The sequence below is a fragment of the Kitasatospora sp. NPDC097643 genome, assembly GCF_040302625.1.
In the GTDB taxonomy this organism is placed as follows: Bacteria; Actinomycetota; Actinomycetes; order Streptomycetales; family Streptomycetaceae; genus Kitasatospora.
The window spans coordinates 40,364-58,710 of the sequence record NZ_JBEOSA010000022.1; the positions used below are offsets into that span (position 1 = coordinate 40,364).

General features: G+C 71.8%; 12 protein-coding genes and 1 tRNA gene. 9 read left to right on the forward strand and 4 right to left on the reverse strand.

The window, feature by feature from the left end; translation table 11 throughout:
• Positions 1 to 96: 96 nt before the first annotated feature.
• Entirely contained in the window at positions 97 to 1,056 is a 960-nt protein-coding gene (locus tag ABTY15_RS16560) for a DUF8842 C-terminal domain-containing protein (RefSeq protein WP_350587719.1), read from the reverse strand.
• 592 nt (positions 1,057 to 1,648) lie between these two features.
• Between ABTY15_RS16560 and ABTY15_RS16565 the strand changes: the two genes are divergently transcribed.
• The 7 genes from ABTY15_RS16565 to ABTY15_RS16595 all read left to right on the forward strand — a co-directional run bounded on the left by ABTY15_RS16565 (position 1,649) and on the right by ABTY15_RS16595 (position 7,653).
• The gene (locus ABTY15_RS16565; protein WP_350587724.1) at positions 1,649 to 2,443 is read left to right on the forward strand and encodes a transglycosylase family protein; all 795 of its coding nucleotides are present in this window, start codon (positions 1,649 to 1,651) and stop codon (positions 2,441 to 2,443) included.
• A gap of 286 nt (positions 2,444 to 2,729) precedes the next feature.
• Positions 2,730 to 3,098: a transglycosylase family protein gene (locus ABTY15_RS16570; RefSeq protein WP_350587759.1), complete on the forward strand. Its 369-nt coding sequence runs from the start codon at positions 2,730 to 2,732 to the stop codon at positions 3,096 to 3,098.
• Between the two features lie 90 nt (positions 3,099 to 3,188).
• Entirely contained in the window at positions 3,189 to 3,881 is a 693-nt protein-coding gene (locus tag ABTY15_RS16575) for an alpha-ketoglutarate-dependent dioxygenase AlkB family protein (protein WP_502893522.1), read from the forward strand.
• 206 nt (positions 3,882 to 4,087) lie between these two features.
• Positions 4,088 to 4,948: an acyl-CoA thioesterase gene (locus ABTY15_RS16580; protein ID WP_350588176.1), complete on the forward strand. Its 861-nt coding sequence runs from the start codon at positions 4,088 to 4,090 to the stop codon at positions 4,946 to 4,948.
• Positions 4,949 to 5,162: 214 nt separating this feature from the next.
• Entirely contained in the window at positions 5,163 to 6,035 is an 873-nt protein-coding gene (locus tag ABTY15_RS16585; protein WP_350588321.1) for a DUF1684 domain-containing protein, read from the forward strand.
• 128 nt (positions 6,036 to 6,163) lie between these two features.
• Positions 6,164 to 7,441: an MFS transporter gene (locus ABTY15_RS16590; protein ID WP_350588739.1), complete on the forward strand. Its 1,278-nt coding sequence runs from the start codon at positions 6,164 to 6,166 to the stop codon at positions 7,439 to 7,441.
• A gap of 138 nt (positions 7,442 to 7,579) precedes the next feature.
• Positions 7,580 to 7,653 (forward strand) — tRNA-Pro (locus ABTY15_RS16595).
• Between the two features lie 707 nt (positions 7,654 to 8,360).
• Here the strand turns inward: ABTY15_RS16595 and ABTY15_RS16600 are convergent.
• Positions 8,361 to 12,149, reverse strand: coding sequence for a DEAD/DEAH box helicase (locus tag ABTY15_RS16600; RefSeq protein ID WP_350588658.1), 3,789 nt, complete (start codon positions 12,147 to 12,149; stop codon positions 8,361 to 8,363).
• Between the two features lie 484 nt (positions 12,150 to 12,633).
• Here ABTY15_RS16600 and ABTY15_RS16605 point away from each other — a divergent pair, with 484 nt between their 5' ends.
• Entirely contained in the window at positions 12,634 to 12,921 is a 288-nt protein-coding gene (locus tag ABTY15_RS16605) for a transposase (protein WP_350588659.1), read from the forward strand.
• Entirely contained in the window at positions 12,909 to 13,850 is a 942-nt protein-coding gene (locus ABTY15_RS16610) for an IS3 family transposase (RefSeq protein ID WP_350588660.1), read from the forward strand. The genes ABTY15_RS16605 and ABTY15_RS16610 overlap by 13 nt, the downstream gene beginning before the upstream one ends.
• A gap of 59 nt (positions 13,851 to 13,909) precedes the next feature.
• Here ABTY15_RS16610 and ABTY15_RS16615 read toward each other — a convergent pair whose 3' ends face one another.
• Positions 13,910 to 15,220, reverse strand: a complete 1,311-nt coding sequence (locus ABTY15_RS16615; RefSeq protein ID WP_350588661.1) for a threonine/serine exporter family protein — start codon at positions 15,218 to 15,220, stop codon at positions 13,910 to 13,912.
• Between the two features lie 204 nt (positions 15,221 to 15,424).
• Positions 15,425 to 18,265, reverse strand: a complete 2,841-nt coding sequence (locus ABTY15_RS16620; protein WP_350588662.1) for an ATP-binding protein — start codon at positions 18,263 to 18,265, stop codon at positions 15,425 to 15,427.
• Positions 18,266 to 18,347 lie beyond the last annotated feature (82 nt).

Here is an 18,347-nt window from a genome sequence, read left to right on the forward strand (position 1 = left end):
GTGCGCCGGTGTGACGGGTGTGACGGGTGTGAACGGTATGACCCGTATGGCCCGGTACGACCCGCGCGGTCGGTGTGACCGGCGCGTCGGCGGGGCTCAGGTGCCGGCGAGCGGGAGGGAGGCCGCGACCACCTGGCCCAGGGCCACGGCCCGTTCCAGCGCCTGGCGGAGCAGGTCCTCGCGCGGCTGGCGGCCCACCGTGCCGGCCGGCACGGCGTACATCGTCACCTCGGAGAGCTGGCTCGCGGCCATCCGCCAGGCGTCGGTGACCTGGAGCGGCTGGTGCGCCTGCCACCAGCCGGTGCTGCCGCCGGCCGCCGCGGGCTGGAGGATCGCGTGCAGCTTGCCCATTGCCACCAGGACGGACCAGCCGGGCAGTTGGTCCGGGGTGTCGTTGAGGTCGGCGACGGGCTGGAAGCCGGCGTCCTGGAGCAGGTCGAGGAACTCGTCCTCGCCGGAGGTGCTGCCGGGTCGTCCGACCGGGCCGGTCGGCTCGACGACGAGGGAGGCGTGGCCGACCTTGCCGTGCAGCACCAGTCCGCAGGTGATGCCGAGGATGGCGGCCTGGCCCGGGGCGCTCGGCTGGGCGGCGGGGCTCGCCGGGCCGGTCCCGAGCGGGGACGCGGTGAGCGGGGAGTCGGTGAGCGGGGAGTCGGTGAGGGGGTCCGTCCCGATGCCGAGCGGGCCGGCGGCGAGCGGGCTGGTGGCGAGCGGGCTGGTGGCGAGCGGGCTGGTGCTGAGTGCGGCGGCGGGGGTGGCGAGCGCGGGGCCGGTGGTCTGGGCCTGGCTGATGCTGCGGACCGCGCCGGCCAGCTGCTCCTCGGACACCGGCACCACCTGGGACGGGATGCAGCGGGCGTGCGCGAAGGCGAGTACCGCGGTCTCCTCGCCGACGAACAGCACCGTGCTGGTGCGCTCCGCGTGCGTGTCGCCGGGCGTCCGGCAGGAGGTGCACTCGTAGCTGTCGGGTGCGCGGTCGCCGCCGAGGAGGCGGTCGGCCTCGTCGTCGCCGATCTCGGACCGGACGTCGTCGCTGACGTCGAGCATGCGCGGCACAGGGTCTCCTCGGGTCGGTTGGCTGGGGTTGCGGGGGTGGATACGGAGAGGGCGCCATGACCAACGGACCCCTGTGTCAGGCGTCACGGGTGCTCGCCGAGGCTGACGGGAATTGCCCCGGATCCGACCGCGGCACGTGTTCTCGTGGTCGCAATGTGTCGATGTCGGTGGTGCGTCTGCCGGAATGAAACCGTGAGGTGGGTCACGGGACTGCGATGTTTGATCTAGGAATCGAGGGTTAAAACGGACATTCCGGGCAGGATTGTGAGGGTCTTACCGCCGGTAACCCTTGGCTGAGCTGGGCAGACCGGTGGAGTTTTGGTTTCCGAGCCGACCGGCTCGTAGCTTCATTGGCGGCGCAACGAGCGCCACCCGGGTTCACCCCCGACGCACAGCCCCCCGGCTCCCGCCGGGCGCGGCACGTGCCCGCCGACGCGATCGCTCGAACAGGTCGCCGGCGAGTGGCTGGGTGGCCGGGGCGGCAGGGGCACGTCCGACACGTGCACGGCCGCCCGATGGACGCGGCAAGCGATCGCGGCCCTCTCCAGGGCCTGGTTCCGCATGCCCGCCCGGGGCTGTCGAGAGGAACCCCATGACCTTCCGTCACGAGACCGCCGCTGCCACCACCTCCACCGCCACCAAGCGCAACCGCGTCCGGATGGCTGTCGTGGCGGGCGCCGCTGTCGCGGCCCTGCCGGTGGCCGGCCTCGTCACGGCCACCTCGGCCTCCGCCGCCTCCGTCGCCACCTGGGACGCCGTCGCCCAGTGCGAGAGCGGTGGCAACTGGGCCATCAACACCGGCAACGGTTTCTACGGTGGGCTGCAGTTCACCTCCAGCACCTGGGCCGCCTACGGTGGCACCGCCTACGCCTCGCAGGCCAACCTGGCCACCAAGGCGCAGCAGATCGCCGTCGCCGAGAAGGTCCTCGCCTCGCAGGGCCCGGGCGCCTGGCCCGTCTGCTCCGTCAAGGCCGGCCTGACCAAGGGCGGCGCCCCGGCCGCCGTCGACACCACCGCTGGTGCGACCGCCGGTTCGACCGCCGGTTCGACCGCCGCCAAGCCGGCTGCTCCGGCCGCCAAGCCGGCGCAGACCCCGGCCCCGGCCGCGAAGGCCGCCACCCCCAAGGCCGCCGCCGCGCCGAAGGCCGACGTGGCCCCCAAGGCCGCCGCGCCGAAGAACGACGCCGCCAAGGGCGCCCAGTCCTGGACCGCGTCGAACGACGCCAAGCCGGCCAAGGGCGACAGCTACACCGTCAAGTCCGGTGACACCCTGAGCTCGATCGCCGCCGCGAAGGGCCTGGACTGGCACGAGCTGTACAAGAACAACGCCAAGGTCGTCGGTGGCAACCCCGACCTGATCTTCCCGGGCCAGACGCTGACCGTCTGAGTCTGAGCCTGACTCTGGGCTTGCTTTCGGGCTTGCTTGCGGGACTGAGTCCGGGCCCGAGATCGGGGTTCCGGTCTTCGAGGCCCGGACAGCTCACGGCCGCTTCTCCGCTGTGCGGGGGAGCGGCCGTCGGCGTGTCCGGCGTGTCGGGGAGGGCGAGGGAGGGGCGTGCCTAGGGTCGGGCGCTGTGCCGCATTCGTGTGACGGGCGTTCATCTGACCGGCGGGGGCCGGTGGCGGCCCTGTTGTTCCGGTTCCGACTCCTGCTCCTGTCCCTGCTCTTGTTCGTGTTCCTGTTCGTGCTGCTGCCGCCGCTGCTGTCGGGTGGGCGGGCCGGTGCGGCCGTCCGGGTCGCGGACCTCGTGTGGGACGAACTCGCCGAGTGCGAGAGCGGCGGCGACTGGCAGGCCGACACCGGCAACGGCTACTACGGCGGTCTGCAGATCTGGGTACCCACCTGGGAGGAGGCCGGCGGCCTGCGCTTCGCCGACCGGCCGGACCACGCGAGCCGGCGCGAGCAGACCACCGTCGCCGAGGAGATCCTGCGGCGGCAGGGCTGGGAGGCCTGGCCGGGCTGTGCGCGCGAGCTGGGGCTGATCGTCGACGGGCCGCCCACGGACGGGGGCGGTTCGCCGACTGCGGGGGCGGGCGGGTAGGTGTCCGGGGTGTTCGGGTACGGGGCGTCTCCGGCTCTCTACCGGGACCGGCTGGGCCGCGCGCAGGTGGTGCGGGAGGATGGTGGCGTGATCCAGGGCGAGCTGTTCGGCGACCCCTCGGAAGCGTCCGCCGACCGCGAGCGCTCCGAGCCCGCTCCCGGCGCCGTCCTGCTCCCCGGCTGGCTGGACCTCGACGCCCAGCTGCGCCTGATCGCCGCCTGCCGCGCGTGGGCCCGCCCGCCGGCCGGCCTGCACACCGTGCGGATGCCCACCGGCGGGGTGATGTCCGTCCGGATGGTCAGCCTCGGCTGGCACTGGTACCCGTACGGCTACGCGCGGGTCGCCGAGGACGGCGCGCCCGTCAAACCGTTCCCGCCCGAGCTCGGCCGGCTCGCCCGCCGCGCCGTCGCGGACGCGTACGGGACGGGCGTCGGGCAGATCGCGGGCGCCGCCGGGTACGAGCCCGACATCGCGATCGTCAACCACTACCCGCACGGCGCGAAGATGGGCCTCCACCAGGACCGCGACGAGCGGACGGACGCCCCCGTGGTCTCGCTCTCGCTCGGCGACGACTGCGTCTTCCGGCTCGGGAACACCGAGACCCGGACCCGCCCGTGGACAGACCTGTCGCTGCGCAGCGGAGACCTGCTGGTGTTCGGCGGCCCGGCCCGGTTCGCGTACCACGGGGTGGTTCGGACGCTGCCCGGGACGGCGGCTCCGGCGCTGGGGCTGGTCGGGCGGCTCAACATCACGGTGCGGCAGTCGGGGCTGGTGGTGGGGTAGGGGCGCGGTGCGCGTCCGCCCGAGGGGAGCGGTCGGGGCGCCGGCTCGAGCTCTCGTTCGGGTGAATCGGCGCCGCGGGCCCGGTGAGCGGGAATTACCCGGGTCGCTGGAGAATTCGAGTGGGCTGGAGAATTCGATAGGACGGGCGCCGGCAGCCGGACGGAAGACCTCCGCCCGGGCCGTGGGCCCGGAGAGGAAGTGCACGCATGGGTACCCCCGTCGACGACCTTGTCGATCTGCTCGACCTGGAGCAGATCGAACTGAACATCTTCCGCGGGCGTAGCCCCGAGGAGGCGCTGCAGCGGACCTTCGGCGGTCAGGTCGCCGGTCAGGCGCTGGTCGCGGCGGGGCGCACGGTCGACGGCGACCGCCCGGTCCACTCGCTGCACGCCTACTTCCTGCGCCCCGGGGTGCCCGGCGTGCCGATCGTCTACCAGGTCGACCGGATCCGGGACGGCCGTTCGTTCACCACCCGCCGGGTGCTCGCCATCCAGGGCGGCCGGTCGATCTTCGCCCTCACCGCCGACTTCCACCTCTCCGAGGAGGGCGGCATCGAGCACCAGTACCCGATGCCGGACGTCCCCGCCCCCGAAGAGCTGCCCAGCGCACTGGAGGAGGTCGGCTCCCGGCTCGGCGAACTGCCCCCGTTCATCAGCCGCCGCCAGCCCTTCGACATCCGCTACGTCGACCGGCTGCGCTGGACCAAGGAGGAGCTGGCCGGCGTCGAGGCGCGCAGCGGTGTCTGGCTGCGCACCAACGGGTCGCTGCCCGACAACCCGCTGATCCACGTCTGCGCCCTCACCTACGCGAGCGACATGACGCTGCTGGACGCCGTCCGCGCGCCCGTCGAGCCGCTCTGGGGCACCCGGCACTTCGACATGGCTTCGCTCGACCACGCGATGTGGTTCCACCGCCCGTTCCGTGCGGACGACTGGCTGCTGTACCAGCAGGAGTCCCCGATAGCCCACGGTGCGCGCGGCCTCGCGCGCGGGCAGATATTCGACCGGAACGGGCAGCTGGTGGTGTCCGTCGTGCAGGAGGGGCTGTTCCGGCCGCTGAAGGGCTGAGCGGTGTGCGGCGGGTTGCAGCGTGTTGCGTGCGGTGGCGTCCGGGTATTGCGTGCGGCGTCCGCGTGTTGCCGCTCGCGTCCGCGCGTTGCCGTCCCGTTGCAGTTGGCGACAGGTGGGAATGAGCCGTCCCGGTGGGCGGTGTTGTGGTGGTTGACCGAGATGGACGGCCAGGATCGAGGCCGTCCACGGACCGGAGTGGGAGGGTGGACCGATGACGGCGACAGCCGCTGAGGACTGGAAGCACTGGAGTGACAACCGGGCTGCGTCGGTGAGCGCGATGCACGGCCAGCTCGCACTCACCGGCACGCACTGGCTGGGGGCGGAGCCCGTCGAGATCCCCGGCCTGCCCGGGCGCTGGTGGGCCGACGCCGAGGGTGTCCGGGTCCGCGCGGCGGCGGCCGACGGCCTCACGGTCGCCGGCTCCCCTGCGGGCTCGGGTTCGGGCGTCTTGGGCTCGGGTGCCGCCGGCTCGGGTGCCTCGGGCTCGGGCGCCGCCGGCTCGGGTACCTCGGGCTCGGTCGACGGGGAGGTGCTGCTCCGTCCGGACACCGACCCGGCGGCCGACACGGCCACCCTGGGCGAGCTGCTGCTCGTCCCGATCGAGCGGGAGGGCGAGCTCGCCCTGCGGGTCTTCGACCCGGCGGCGCCCCGTCGGGCCTCGTTCGCGGGCATCTCCGCCTACCCCTACTCGCCCGAGTGGGCCGTCCCCGCGGTCTTCACCCCGTTCGAGGACGACACCCGCTCCGTCCTCGTCCCGAACGCCGACGGCAAGGAGCGCCCGCTGGCCGTCAACGGCCGGATCGAGTTCACCGTCGCCGGCGAGCACCGCACGCTGACCGTCAGCGGCTCCGGCAACCGCCTCAGCGGCGTCATCGCGGACGCGACCAGCGGCATCGACACCTATCGCTTCCGCTTCATCACCCTGCCCGCGCCGGACCCGGACGGCCGTACCGTCCTCGACTTCAACCGGGCCTACCTGCCGCCGTGCGCCTTCGCGGACCACTTCATCTGCCCGTTCCCGCCGCCGGGCAACCGGCTCGACTTCGCGGTGGAGGCAGGGGAGAAGCAGGTCCTGACCAGGTAGGACGGCGGCGGTCCGGTCTCGGCCCGGCCCCGGTGCGGGCGGTGCGGGCGGCGGGGCGGAGCATGGGAGGCGTGTCGACCGATCATCCTTCCCAGGCGGACGCCCCGCCCTCCGCCGCCCCTGCCGCCATGCCCGCTGCCGCTCCCGTCGTCTCCGATCCCGCTGCCGCCGGACGCTGGTATCGACGGGCCTTCGCCGACCTCAGCCCGCTGCGCGACCACCCCGACTACCGGCGAGTCTGGCTCGGCCAGGCGGTGTCCTCCATAGGCCAGCAGATGACGGCCGTCGCCGTCTCCGTCCAGGTCTACGACCTGACCGGGTCCGCCTTCGCCACCGGCCTGGTCGGCCTCTTCTCGCTCTTCCCGCTCATCGCCTTCGGCCTCTACGGCGGCGCGATCGCCGACACCGCCGACCGGCGCAAGCTCGGCCTCATCGGCTCGGCCGGTCTGGCCGCCGTCTCCGCCGTCCTCGCCGCACAGGCCCTGACCGACCTCGGCCTGGTCGCCGTCCTCTACGCCGCAGTCGCCCTCCAGGCCGGCTTCTTCGCCCTGAGCTCGCCCGCCCGTTCCGCGATGATCCCGCGCCTGGTCCCCGGCCACCAGCTCCCGGCGGCGAACGCCCTGAACACCGTCAGCATGAACCTCGGCCTCACCATCGGCCCGATGCTCGGCGGCGTCCTCATCGGCGCGTACGGGGCCCAGGCCGCCTACCTGGTCGACACCGTCGCCTTCGCCGGCACCCTCTACGCGATGTGGCGCCTGCCCGCCATGCGCCCGCTCGGCGAACGCAAGGGCCGCGCCTCCGTCCTCGACGGCCTCCGCTTCCTGCGCGAGCAGCCCAACCTGCGCACCAGCTTCCTGGCCGACCTCGCCGCGATGATCTTCGGCCTGCCGCGCGCCCTCTTCCCGGCCCTCGCGGTCACCCTCTACGCCGGCGACGCCCGCACCGTCGGCCTGCTGGTCTCCGCCCCCGCCGTCGGCGCCCTCGTCGGCGCCCTCTTCTCCGGCTGGGTCGGCCGCATCCACCGCCAGGGCGTTGCCGTCCTCATCGCCGTCGCCGCCTGGGGCCTCGCCATCGCCGTCTTCGGACTGGTCCACAACCTCTGGCTCGGCCTCCTCCTGCTCGCCGTCGCCGGCTGCGCCGACACCGTCAGCATGATCTTCCGCAACACGATGATGCAGGTCGCCGCCCCCGACGAGATGCGCGGCCGCCTCCAGGGCATCTTCATCGTCGTCGTCGCGGGCGGCCCCCGCCTCGGCGACTTCGAGTCCGGCGCCGTCGCCTCCCTCACCAGCCCCGCCACCTCCGTGATCACCGGCGGCCTCGCCTGCGTTGCCGCCGTCCTCCTCCTCGCCGCCCGCCGCCCCGCCTTCCTCACCTACGACGCCCGCCACCCCACCCCCTGACCCGCCCCACCTCGAAACCCGGCAGCGAGCACCCCTCCACGTGCTGTATTGTTTTCCACGTCGCCGGGACAACCGGAGACAAGGTCGAGAAGCCGAACAGCAGAGCCCCCCAGGCCCCGCTGCCCGGCACCGAGACCACGGGACGTGGCGCAGCTTGGTAGCGCACTTGACTGGGGGTCAAGGGGTCGCAGGTTCAAATCCTGTCGTCCCGACGTGAGTCGGAAAGGCCGTTGGCCGGGAGAAATCCCAGGTCAGCGGCCTTTTGCATGACGCCGTATCAGATTCAACAAACAGTTGTTCGCATGCTGTTGGGGACCACTTGGGGACCAAGTGGCCCCAGAGCGGTCACATTCGGGGACCGGGGGGCCTCTCGACGGGCGTCTCCGGCTCGGGAATTGACTACCCACGGTGACCGATGCTGAATCGTGACCAACGATTCTCCGACTCCTGATGGCGCAATCTGGCCATGTTTTAGGGGAGTTGAACGACCCTCCTCGAATCTGCCAAGGCGTCAGCCGATTTCGTGACCTCCCGTCGGAGGCGCCCGGCGGTGCCTCCTGGACGCTTTCGCAGGTCGGGTCAGGGGTCTGGCTGGGGCCCCGGATCATCTGCGCGCAGTGACCATCGCCGATCCGGTGCGGGTTGGAGAATCGGCCGGCGACCACGACCACGACCACGACCGCGTGGCTGAGGTGGCTGCGCGGAGGTTCGGTCCTCACTTACCCAAGGCTCGGGATGACCCCCGAGGACCTGTTGCCCGCGCTGCACGTGGCCAGGGGTGGGGAGTGGTTCCCGGGGCAGGGAACACGATCGGCACGGTGGACAAGTACCGCGCGTTCTTCGGAGGCGACCCGGAGGGCCTCGTGATCCAGCTGCCAGGACAGCCGACGGGGGAGAACCGCGCCGCGGATCTCTCGGCCTAACCATCCTCGGCAGCCGGCGGCTCCTCACCCGGGCGCCACGCATCGCGGTCGCGGACGTGGTCGAACACCTCGACCTCGGCGGCGAGGACGTCGAAGTGGGGGAGCGGTGCCCACAGGCTCCGTTCTCCGATGACGTACAGACGGCGTTTGGCGCGGCTGGCGGCGACGTTGAGCAGGTGCGGGGTGCGGGCGGCCCAGTCGCGGGCGCCGGGCCGGCCGCCGCCGAGGACAAGGATGACGACGTCGGCCTCCTTGCCCTGGGCCCGGTGGACGGTGGCGCAGCGTTCGTCGAGGACTTCGAAGGTCCAGCCGGGGCGGTCGCCGCAGATTTTCTTGCACTCGGCGACGAGGGCGCGGAAGGGGGCGATGATCCGCAGCTGCTCGATTCCGATGCCGTGCTGGTCGAGGCGGTTGAGGACGAACATGAAGGCACGGCGGTCGCGCTCACCCCACGGGGCGTCGGGCGCGCGGGTGGGGTCGTCGGTGTTGAGCCAGCGGCTGGGCAGCAGGCCGTCGCGTTCCTCGTCGGGGAAGTGCTTGGGCGGGGTGCCGTAAACCATGAGACCGCCGTAGGCGACGTCGTTGCTGATGGTGAACATCGGTTCTTCGCAGCGGCGGTGGACGCGCAGGGGCGAGCCGACCCAGACGTGGTCGTCGTCGCCGTGAGGGGCGGGTAGGTAGGTGCCGTAGCGGTTGGTCTGGTCGGCGACGGCCTGGGCGGAGGTGGCCGAGGGAAGCCACTGCTCGTCGACGTTGTAAGCGCGCAGCAGTCGGCGCTGGAGGGTGGTGGGCATGGTGACGACGGGTTCGAGCTGGAGGGGGTCGCCGACGAGGACTGCGCGGCGGGCCCGCCACAGGGCGCCGATGGCGGCCTGCGGGGTGGCCTGGCCGGCTTCGTCGACGAGGACCCAGCCGATGGTGCCCTGCCCGAGGCGGGCGAACATGCTGCCCACGGAGGAGAAGGTGGTGGAGACGACCGGGACGAGGAGGAAGAGGGTCTGCCAGGCGCGTTCGACCTCCTCGTCGGGGATCGGCCCGTTGGTGTTCGTCATCAGCTCCATGAGGACCTGCAGGTTGCCGTGAACCTTCTTGGCGGCCCCGGAGACGAGGGCGCGGTGCAGGTCGAGGGCGCGCAGGAATAGGTCGCTGCGGGCGGTCGACCAGGCCTCGTCGGACCACGGCGAGCCGAGTTCCTGGTCGCGCTCATCGAGGTGGAGCCAGCCGAGCGGCAGCGAGGGAAGCGTCCTGGTGGCCTCCCGTAGCCGGCGGTGGCGGGCGTCGAGATCGGCGACGGCGGCGTCCAACTCGCGCCGCGCCGCCGTGGCGGCGGTGCGGGCACCCGAGAGATCGCCAGCCGCCGCGTTCTCCCGATCGAGAGCGGCCTGCACTCCGGCCCGGGCGGTCGCGAGCGCGCTGGCCGTTTCGGTGACAGCGGCGTCGGCGTCGGTGTGGAGGTCGACGGCCAGGGCCTCGGCGCGGACGGCGTCGGCAACCTGCTCCACGGCATCGTCGAGGGCGCGCCGCTGCTGGACGAGCAGGTGCAGGATCTCGGCCTGGGTGCGTTCGCGATGCTGCTCGGCGGCCTGCCGGTCGGCGGTGCTCTGCAGCAGCCGGCGCAGACCGCCGCGCAGACCGCGATCGACGGCCGGCGGCGCGTCGTGGCGGACGGTCAGCGCGTCCACGTACTCGCGGTGGTGCGCGGCCCGCTCCCGTGCGCCGGACAGCTGCGCGCGGGCGGCCGCCAGCTCCTGACGTGCTCTGGGCACACGCTCGCCGGCCGTACGGTGAAAGGCCTCGGCCGCCACTGAGGCGCCGTGGGCGTCGGCGACGGCAGCGTTGGCCGCCTCCAGGCGGGCCACGCACGCGACCACCCGCTCGTCAGCCTGCTCCACCGCGGCCTCTAGATCCGCGATCCGCCACCCGGCCTGCGGGGACTCGACGGCCTCGAGCGCGACGGCCAGCCGGACGCGGTGCGCGCGCAGGCGCTCGACCTCGGCTTCGGCCGCGCGGAACGCGGCGACGGCCTCGTGCCACGACGGTACGGGCTGAGCCGGGGCCGGTGTTGGGACGGTGCCGGCATGGTGACGCCCGCGGGGAGGGGTGTTCGGCGGGGTCCAGTCGCTGAGGATCGCCTTCATGCCGCGCAACGGTGGCAGCCCGGCGGCGGTGCGGGCGTCGTCCTCCTCCTTTGGGAGGCGGCCCCACCAGAACCGCTCGCTGAACTCCTTGCGGTTGGTCTTGTTGCCGAGCACGGCCGCGACCAGGCCCCACGCTGGCGCGCCACCGAGGAGCGCGGAGGCGAGCTCGGAGAAGTGGTCCGGGCCGCCCCGCCAGTGCTCGCCGAGCGCGTCCAGGCCCGGCAGTTCGGCGGTGATGTTCTCCACGGCGCCGTTGTTGGAGGAGGTGGCCACGATCTCGAACCCGGTCAACCGCGGGTCGAGCCGGGCGACATATCGCCGATGCTTGCCTTGCCGGTCCAGCCCCTGCCACGCGCGGCCGGTGAACGCCTGCCCAGGCCGGTCGAACGTGGCCATGACCGCCGCTCGCTCGACCACCAGGGCGGCCACCAGGTCGCGCAGCATCGTGGTCTTGCCCGTGCCCGGCGGGCCGTTCACCGAGAACATCCCGCCCTCGCTGCCGTCGCGGGCGGCGAGCATGCGGTCGACAGCGAACTGCTGGCTCAACGCGAGCGGGAACTTTGCCGACGAGGGCCACCGCCCGGCGGGCACCAGAGCAGGGGCCACCCCGGCCAGGACCACCTCGCGCTTCTGCCGGACATCGGTGCGTGCGCCGATGTCCGCCGAGTCCCGCTCGGTCAGGTAGGCGTCCAGCACGGGCCCGAGCCCCTTCCGGGCCTCAGCGCGCACCCGGGCCAGATCCGGCGGAAGAAGGCTGTTCAGGAACGGCGCTGCGGCGGCGACCTTCGTCCGCGGATCACGAGGACGGTGCACCAACCGGCTGCGCACGCGGATCACCCGTGGCTGCAGACGCGCCTCCACCCCGCACAGATCCGCGATCTGCGCGGTCAATGCCACCAGGTCGGCAAGGCTCACCGCTCGAGGACCGTCACCCTCCCATCGCGGAGCCTCCGCCGGTGCCGCAGGCTCCGCGATGGGAAGGTGTGCGGTGTCGGCCTGGCCGCCGTCCTCCGTGTGCACCGGGGTGGGACGGCGGGCAGCCGCCCAGTCGGCGGCGCGCCGCATGAGCGGCTCCGCGGCGCCCTGCAGCGCGGCGCCAGCGACCTCGCCGAACAGCGCCCCGACCGCGCCCACGGCCGCACCGCCCAGGATCTCGGCCAGCAGCTGCTGCCACCCGGGCGCCCTCGGCGTTGCCGCAGGATCCGCCGGCACGGACAGGTGCGGCGGCTGATCGGGCACCGGTCCGGGGCCCGGACTGTAGGGGATGGTGGTCGCGGTCAGCTCGTCGATCGCGGTGCCGAAGGCCTCGTTCAGCTCCTCGAAGCCGTCCAGCCACCCCGTGGCGGTGGGCCCGGGATCGAACAGCCGGCCCGTGGCCCACGCGCACGCGGAGATGACCGACGTGTCCTCGATCGGCCGACCCTCGTCGTCCAGGACTAGCGCGAACATTGCGCTCTGCCCCGAGAGCACCAGCTCCGACTGCGGGACCCCGGGATCGGGATCGGTCCCCTCGGGCAGCACCGCGATCATCGCCTGGCGTAGCATCTCCAGGTCGAAGACCCCGCCGTAGACCTCGTGGCGCCACATCTTCCCGTACGGGGCCCGGCGCTTCGCGGTGGTCGGGTGGTCCGGATCCCATGGCAGCATCGGAAGCGCTCGGCCCGGTTGCGGGGTCACATCGAGGACGTAGTCATCCGCGGGCCCGAAGCGCGTGGTTTGGCGTCGGCGCGGCAGCGACGGGATGCCCGGGGGGCTGAACAGCTCGATCGCTCGCCAGCACTCCAGCAGTGCCTCCCGGCGCCGGTCCCGCGCCTGTCCGCTCCGCACCCACTGCCCCCGTGTCGAACGCGCGGCGTGCGGCCGCTTCGTGTGCCGATCAGCTGCCCGCAGAATCTACCGGACCAAGGCCGCCCTGCCGAGTGCCCAGGTCACCGCCCTACCGGCGCCTCCGCTACCGCCGGGAGCCGTCGGGGTGAGCGAATGCGGTGTAGAGGACCTGTGGGGCGCCGTGCTCCGTCAGTCGGCCGGCCTCGATGAACCCGAGCGACTCCAGTAGCCGGCGCGTTCTCTGGGGGGTTGTGACCTTCCCCTCGTAGCGTAGAGACCGTGGCTGCAGGGGAAGTTGGGAGTCATGGCGGACAAGAGGCGGAAGTTCGACGCGGAGTTCCGTGAGGGGGCTGTGCGGATCGTCGCCGAGACCGGCAAGACGCTGGCCGAGGTGGCGAGGGATCTGGGGATCAACGAGACGACGCTGGCGACCTGGGTCTCGCGGGCCCGGCAAGCCGGCGGCCGCGGGGCCGGGGAGGGCGAGGAACTGGCGCGACTGCGCCGGGAGAACGCTCAACTGAAGCGGGACAACAAAGAGTTGGCGATGGAGCGTGATGTTCTCAAACGCTGCATGGTCCTGTGGGTGAAGTAGCTGTGGCGGACCCGGCGGAGCTGGTCGGGGTGATCAGCGACCAGAGGACCGAGTACGGAATCCCGCACACCGTCACCTGCCGGGCGCTCGGCGTGTCCCAGGCGTGGTTCTACAAGTGGCGGCGGCGTCCGGCCGCGCCGACGAACCGGGAGGTGCGACGGGCGAGACTGGAGGAGAGGATCACGTACTTCTTCCACCGTTCGGGCGACACCTACGGCTCGCCGCGGATCACGCTGGACCTGTGGGCCGAGGGCTGGCACGTGTCGGTGAACACCGTCGCCGAGATCATGGCCGCGCTGGGGCTGCAGGGCCGCAAGCCGCTGCGCCGGCGCCGCTCGCTGACCCGACAGGGCAAGCGCAGAGCCGCTCCTGACCTGGTGCGGCGCATCTTCGACGCGGTCGCACCCAACGTGTTGTGGGTCGGCGATATGACCGAGATCGAGACCGGCGAGGGCAAGCTCTACCTCGCCACCGTCATCGATCTCTTCTCACGCCGTCTGCTCGGCTACGCGATGGGCGCCCGCCACGACGCCGCCCTGGTGGCGGCGTCGTTGCAGATGGCCGCCGCGACGCGCGGCGGGGCAGTGGACGGCGTGATCTTCCACGGCGATCGCGGCAGCGAGTACACCAGCGAGGCGTACAACAACCTGTGCGACCGGCTGGGCGTGGTGCAGTCCATGGGGCGTGTGGGGTCCGCACTGGACAACGCCGCCGCTGAGTCGTTCAACTCGCTGATCAAGGTCGAGTACATCCACCGGCACCACTTCGCCACCAGGGCCGAGGCCCGACTGAAGATCGCAACCTGGATCACCGACTTCTACAACACACGCCGCAGGCACAGCGCGGCGAGTGGACTACCCCCGACGGAGTTCGAACGGATCATCAGCGAGGCACGAGCCAGCCGCCTACACGAGCGCCCGGCTGCATAGGAAGGTCTCTACGAAACCAGGGGATTGACACTTCCACTCGGATCACGGCTTGTGGGTGTTCACGAGTGCCGGTGTGTGGGCCTGGGGGCGAGCTGGTCGGCGGTGGTGTAACCGAGTGTGAGGCCACCCGCGATGGCCAGGCCGATGGCCGCGGCTTGGCCGATGGTCAGCAGGCCGGGGGCGAGTTGACCGTGGCTGAGGCAGAGCATGCCCTGGTAGATGGTGTAACCGGGGGCGAGCGGTGCGATGCCCGCGACGGTGAGCAGCAGTGCCGGGGTATCGGTGCGGTGTGCGAGGGCCTGGGTGCCGAGGCCGACGAGGGTGGCCGCGACCGCCGCGGCCAGTGGCGGCGGGAAGCGGCACTCCTGCCAGAGCACCAGGTAGACGGTCCAGGCCAGGGCACCGGCCAGGCCGGCGGTGAGCAGGTTCCACCGGGTCGCCTGGAGGCAGAAGGCCAGGCAGACGCAGACCATCATCGCGGCCGGGATCTCCAGGAGGAGCGCGGCCCAGCCGTGCAGGGCGAAGTCGCCCGGCTGGACCTGTGGGGCCCGCAGCCCGGAGCGCACCGCCGTGTAGAGGACCGCTCCCACTCCAGCGACGATCGCGGCGACGGTCATCGCCACTTCCAGGGCGCGTGCCGCGGCGGTGACCAGATAGCCGGCTATGGCGTCCTGCACTCCGCTGACGAAAGCCAGACCCGGCAGCAGCATCGCGATTCCGCCCGCGACGACGAGCGGTGCCTGGGTGGTCGCGTCGGTGAGGAAGAGCGCCGTCGCGGTGGCGGTGGCCACGGCTCCCCCCAGGACCACCTGATGGAAGCCGGGTATGCCGCGGTGCGAGAGGTGCTGGTTGGCGCGATCGATGAAGGCGGCCACTACGGCGGCGGCGGCGAACGCCGTCGGCCCACCGCCCAGCATCACGGTGAAGAAGCCGCCCAGGGCCGCCCAGGCCAAGGTGACCTGCCAGGCGGGGTGGGCCGGTCGGGCAGCCTCGATCTGCGCCAGGCGGGACCGCGCGCCGTGGACGTCCAGGGCGCCCCGCCCGACCAGTTCGACGAGGTGGTGGACGGCATCGATGCGCGAGTAGTCAAGGGCAGCGGTGCGCACAACCCGGATCTCGGTCAGGGGTAGCGCTCGCGGCCCGCTGCGGTAGGACAGCGTGAGGGAGCCGGCGGTGACGTCCGCCGCGCAGCCGTGCAGTCCCAGGGCTGCCGCCATCGCGGTCGTCGTCGCCACGACGTCGGCCGCCGGCGCGCCGCCGGCCAGCAGCAGTTCGCCGGTGCGCAGGGCGAGTAGCAGAAGTTCGCCGGCGTCCTCGTGTGCCGGGGTGGTACGGCGGGCGAACCCGCGGACGGTCAGGGGCTCGTGCATGGTGGTCATCGGATCGTGTTCTCGTCGAGCAGCCGCTGGAGCAGCTGGAATACGTTTTCGGCGCTCTGCCGGTCCCTGGTCACAAATCGACCCACTGGTTCAGCGAGCTCACGGGAGGCCTTACGAGCAGTTCCGGCAAAAGGTTCAACGTGATGTGCCTCTCGGCGAACGATCACGCGCGGATTTTCCCGGTGCTCGATTGCCTCACGCCTCCGTTCGCAACATTGCCGCCACGGCGAGTTCGGCGCGCGAGGACTTGCCGAGTTTGGCCATCACACGCGACACGTGGGTCTGCGCTGTCCGGCGGGAAACGTACAGTCGCTCGGCTATTTGTGGATTCGAACAGCCTTCGGCGACCATCGACAGGACGAGTCGCTCCGTCGTTGTCAGAGCGTCCCAACCGGTCGCCGCCTTGGTCGGCGCTCTTCGACTTTCGAGCTTGAGCCCTTCGAGCGAAAGACGGTCCTCCGCCCTGCGGGCGTCCCAGTCGGCACCGAGCGTGAGATATGTCCGCACGGCTTGGGACAGGAGGGTGCCGGCTTGGCTCAGATGGCCCGCACGGGCTCGAAGCACAGCTTCGTTCTCCTGAGCAAACGCCACGAACAGCGGGCGCCCCGCGGTTTGATAGGCGTCGGCGGACTCAGCCAGCAGCGAATGGTCCGATTCGGCGAGCCCTCGGCAAAGAGCCGCGGTCCCGCGCTTGTTCGGGCTGGGCTGGAAGGCGGCGATCTCGCGCGTGGACGCTCCCAGCGCCGCGAGGCGGTCCGCGCGTCCCAAGCAGAAGGCCAGGCGCGCGGCGTCCGGGAAGAGCTGGTCGAGCATGGCCACGTTCGTGAGCCGGTCCGATTCCCAGAGGAACGACTCCAGCAGCCGGAAGGCGCCCTCCGAGTCACCGCCCGCATCCAGCGCCATGGCGCGTGCCCACCAGTGGAGGTACTCCATGTACGAGTACGCCCGCAGGTCCGGCGGCGCGGTCCTGACGAATTCCGTGTGCTCCGTCCGTTGACCCCTGCGGATGTTGATCATCGCCGCCCACGCCCGAAGGTCGGGCCCGACATCGAGGGGATCCCGTGCATCCAGACCGGTCTGGACCGCAGTCAGCGCATCGTCCCAGTTCCCGCGCAGGAACTCGAGACTGGCGATGGCCGACTGATGCCAGGTGAGGAAGGCGCCACCGGCCCTTTCGCTCTGGCGCACACCTTCACGGAAGTCCTCGTACGCCTCGGCCACCCGGTCGAGGTCGGCCAAGCAGTATCCGCGTGCCAGGTGCGGGGCGATCTGGACATCGGGCTGAATTTCACGGCCGCCCAGCGCGACGAACGCCTCGTCGATGAGGGCGAGGGCCTCTTCGACGCGCCTGGTGACCAGGAGGACGGCCGCGTGCGTGGTGAGGCCGTACGCGGTCGTGTAGGCGTCACCGCTCTGCCGTCCGCCGCTCACCGCGAGGTCGGCAGCGCGCTCGGCCTCGTCCAGCCGCACCACGAGCTGGAGCGCCTGTGCCTCAAGTGCGTGGAACCGGGCGGCCTGCGCCTGCGGAATGCCCGCGAGGCTCGCTGCCTTGCGTGCGACTGACACGGCTTCCGGCACCCGCCCCTGCTGTAGCACCGCCTGGGCGAGCCACCATCGCACCACTCCCTCCTGTTCGACGGCCAGCGGCCGGGTGAGGAGTAGTTGAGCGGCCCGCTCTGCCTCGGGAAGTCGTCCGGCCCACAGCAGGGCGCGGACGAGCTCGAAGTCCAGTTCGTCCGACGGCGAGCAGTCCTGTGCACGGTGCAACAGCTCAACAGCGAGTCGCGGCGCGCGGACCACAAGCGAATCCAGCGCGCCGCGCAGCCACTCCACGTCCCTCTCGCTGAGCTGCGACGCTTCCAGGAGGTGCTCGGCGACACGCTCGACGGGAGCGTTCATCGCAGCCAGTGCGACACCGATCTGCTGGTGCAGAGCCGTACGGACGGCTTGTGAGTAGCTCTGCACGACAGCTCGGCGGATCAGGTCGTGCCGGAACGCCAGCAGACCGCCGCGTTCCTCCAACACGCCCGCCGTGATCGCCTCCGCCACCGGTGCCAGCAACTCGGTCACCGGGCGCTGGAGGACAGCGGTCATCTCTGCCGCGCTGAAGGCGCGGCCGAGCAGTGCAACGATTCTCAGCATCTCGCGGGTGCCGGCGCTGAGGGACCCGAGCCGCTGGAAGATGGCCGCGTTGAGCGAGCCCGGCACCAATGAGTCCCCGCCGTCGACCTCCTCGATCGGACCCCCGGCATCGAGGCGGTCGGTACCGGACAGTGCCGAGATCAGCTCGATCACGTAGAGCGGATTGCCTGCCGCGCCCGCCACCAGGTCCCGGAGACGGTCCCCCGGGCAAGCGCCCGTGAGCTCCGCGACCAGCTCGGCAACCTTGTCCTCGTCCAGGGGCCCGAGCGTGACGGTCGGAACCTTCTGCTCCTCCAGGCTCACCAGGAGCCGACTGCCTGGACTGGGTTCCGGAACCGGACGACTGGTCAGCAGCACGAGAAGCGGCAGCTGATCCAGCGCCCTGACGAGGCGGTGGATGACGGCCAGACTCGCCGTGTCCGCCCAGTGCACGTCGTCCACCAACAGCGCGACCGGCCCCGCCGAGCACCAGTCGTCCAGCGAAGAGAGGATGGCCTCGGCAATCAAGAACTCCTGGCCGGCGGCTCCGGCCAGCGCGCCTGCCCGCTCGTCACCTCGCAGCAGACTCCGGATCCGTGCAAGACCCGGACGCTCCGCTGTGTCCGTACCGAGGCAATCACTCAGCGCGGCGAACGGCAGCCAGTGATCCATCTCACTGGCCTGCCCTCGCAGCACGGAGATCCCGGCCCTGCGGCAGAAGGCCTCGGCCACGTCGAGCATGGCGGACTTCCCGATCCCGGGCTCACCCCGGAGCACCATCGCCCGGCCCTGCCCTGCCGCCACCTGTTGAACCAGCAGATCCAGCCGGGCCTGCTCGTCGTCACGGCCACGCAGAGTAGTCGCCATCAAGTCTCCGTTGTCTTCCTGCCATCCGACCATCACGGAGCTCGCCATGAGCCGCCCCGGCAGGCGATCCCTGCAGCGGCCCGAATACGGCACCCGGTCGGCGTCCAGTCACCGGGACGACAAATCGGGT

Excerpts from the sequence above, each read along its gene's own strand:
- ABTY15_RS16565 (WP_350587724.1), top strand. The coding sequence starts at position 1,649 with ATGACCTTCCGTCACGAGACCGCCGCTGCCACCACCTCCACCGCCACC.
- ABTY15_RS16580 (WP_350588176.1), top strand. The coding sequence starts at position 4,088 with ATGGGTACCCCCGTCGACGACCTTGTCGATCTGCTCGACCTGGAGCAG.
- ABTY15_RS16585 (WP_350588321.1), top strand. The coding sequence starts at position 5,163 with ATGACGGCGACAGCCGCTGAGGACTGGAAGCACTGGAGTGACAACCGG.
- ABTY15_RS16590 (WP_350588739.1), top strand. The coding sequence starts at position 6,164 with ATGCCCGCTGCCGCTCCCGTCGTCTCCGATCCCGCTGCCGCCGGACGC.
- ABTY15_RS16600 (WP_350588658.1), bottom strand. The coding sequence starts at position 12,149 with ATGCTGCCATGGGATCCGGACCACCCGACCACCGCGAAGCGCCGGGCC.
- ABTY15_RS16605 (WP_350588659.1), top strand. The coding sequence starts at position 12,634 with ATGGCGGACAAGAGGCGGAAGTTCGACGCGGAGTTCCGTGAGGGGGCT.
- ABTY15_RS16615 (WP_350588661.1), bottom strand. The coding sequence starts at position 15,220 with ATGCACGAGCCCCTGACCGTCCGCGGGTTCGCCCGCCGTACCACCCCG.
- ABTY15_RS16620 (WP_350588662.1), bottom strand. The coding sequence starts at position 18,265 with ATGGCGAGCTCCGTGATGGTCGGATGGCAGGAAGACAACGGAGACTTG.